The sequence below is a fragment of the Facivitalis istanbulensis genome, from assembly GCF_040560405.1.
GTDB lineage: Bacteria > Pseudomonadota > Alphaproteobacteria > Sphingomonadales > Sphingomonadaceae > Sphingomonas > Sphingomonas istanbulensis.
Map to the genome: position 1 here is coordinate 1 of NZ_JAVSCQ010000067.1, position 1,671 is coordinate 1,671.

Below are 1,671 nucleotides of genomic sequence, written 5' to 3' on the forward strand. Positions count from 1 at the left end.
CCCACATTCTCCAAGTAAGTCGCTGATTTCGCTGTCGTAATCGTGATATTTCGCATATAAATCATGGCGTTGACGGCTGCGAGGGGCGCGTTTCATGGATCACCTGGAGGGTGCGGGCTTGGCGCGGGGAGATCGGGTTGATTTCGACCGCCGTGTGCGTCTGGAGTTCCGTGGTGCGCAGATCAGTTCAGACGGTGGCCTGCTGGTGATGCGCGAGCTTGATGACGTGCTCGGCCTGTCCAATCTGGCGTCGGAGGCGCTGCGAGACAGCCGCACCGGGAAGAACACGCTCCATCGGCTTGACGGATTGTTCCGGCAATCGGTGTTCGGACGACTGGCCGGATACGAGGATGTGAACGATGCCGACCGCTTGGCCCTCGATCCCGTGATGCGTCAGGTCGTTGGCGGCAGGGCCGTCGAGGCGCAAGCTGCTTCGGCATCGCAGATGGGACGGTTCGAGACCGAGACGCTGGCTCTGGCCGCGAACCGGGCGGCGCTGGCCGATCTGAACGGCCAATGGATCGACCGGTTCCATGACCGCAACGGGTTGAAATACATCGTGCTGGACATGGACAGCTCGGTCAGCCCCACCCACGGCGATCAGGAAGGTGCTGCCTGGAACGGGCATTTCGACTGCACCTGCTATCACCCCATCTTCTTGTTCAACCAGTTTGGCATGCTGGAGCGCTGCGCCCTGCGTAACGGCAATGTCCACAGCGCCGATGGCTGGCGGGATGTCCTTGATCCCGTCATTGCCCGATATGCTGGCCGCGACCTTGGTGGACGCTTCTTCCGGGCCGACGCTGCCTACGCGATCCCCGCGATCTATATGCGGCTGGAAGAAGCCAGGTTCTTCTACGCCATCCGTCTGCCCGCCAACGCCGTCTTGCGCGAGAAGATCGCGCATCGGCTGACACGGCCCGTGGGACGGCCTTCGCTGACCAAGGTCAAACGGTTCTTCGAGGACTTCGAGTATCAGGCGGCGTCCTGGGACAAGCCGCGCCGCGTCATCGCCAAGATCGAATGGCATCCGGGCGAGCTGTTCCCCAAAGTCGGCTTCATCGTCACCAACCTGCCGATGGAGCCAGACTGGGTGGTGAGGTTCTACAACCAGCGCGGCACCGCAGAGCAGCACATCAAGGAAGGCAAATATGCCTTTCGCTGGACGCGGCTGTCATGCCGGAAGTTCCGGCACAACGAGGTGCGGCTGCAACTGCACGCGCTGGCCTACAACCTGGCAACCTTCCTGCGCTGCATCGAACTGCCCGAGGCCATGGCGGACTGGTCGTTGACCAGCCTGCAACTCAAGCTGATCAAGATCGGCGCCCGCGTCGTCCGCCACGCCCGCGCCATTACCTTCCAGTTGGCCGAGGTCGCCGTCACCGGCCCGATGGTGCGGGCCGTCCTTGCCGCCATCCGCCGTCTTCGAACGCCTCCGTCATGCGCATGACCACGATCCATGCCCAAGCTGAACGAAAGCGGCAGGACAGGTCCGTCTGCCGCGCGGAAAAGCGGCTCTGCCGGGCCAGAATGCTGCGGGTTCGAGGCTTGATCCACCCGACTTCGGCCGTTTGCGCGACGACAGACACCGCTCGGGGCGAAAAACGCTTGCCCAGCGAGCAAAATCAGGCGATCTTGAAGTCAAGCGGCAGGCCACTTGGGGAATGTCGG

General features: G+C 62.8%; 1 protein-coding gene. It reads left to right on the forward strand.

Annotated features, from left to right (window positions below):
- Positions 1-94: 94 nt before the first annotated feature.
- A complete protein-coding gene (locus tag RN629_RS18150) occupies positions 95-1,450 on the forward strand; it encodes an IS1380-like element ISPme1 family transposase (protein ID WP_012112698.1) in 1,356 nt (451 codons plus the stop codon).
- The last annotated feature ends 221 nt before the right edge of the window (positions 1,451-1,671 follow it).

Coding starts and splice junctions, on each gene's coding strand:
- RN629_RS18150 (WP_012112698.1), top strand. CDS start 95: ATGGATCACCTGGAGGGTGCGGGCTTGGCGCGGGGAGATCGGGTTGAT.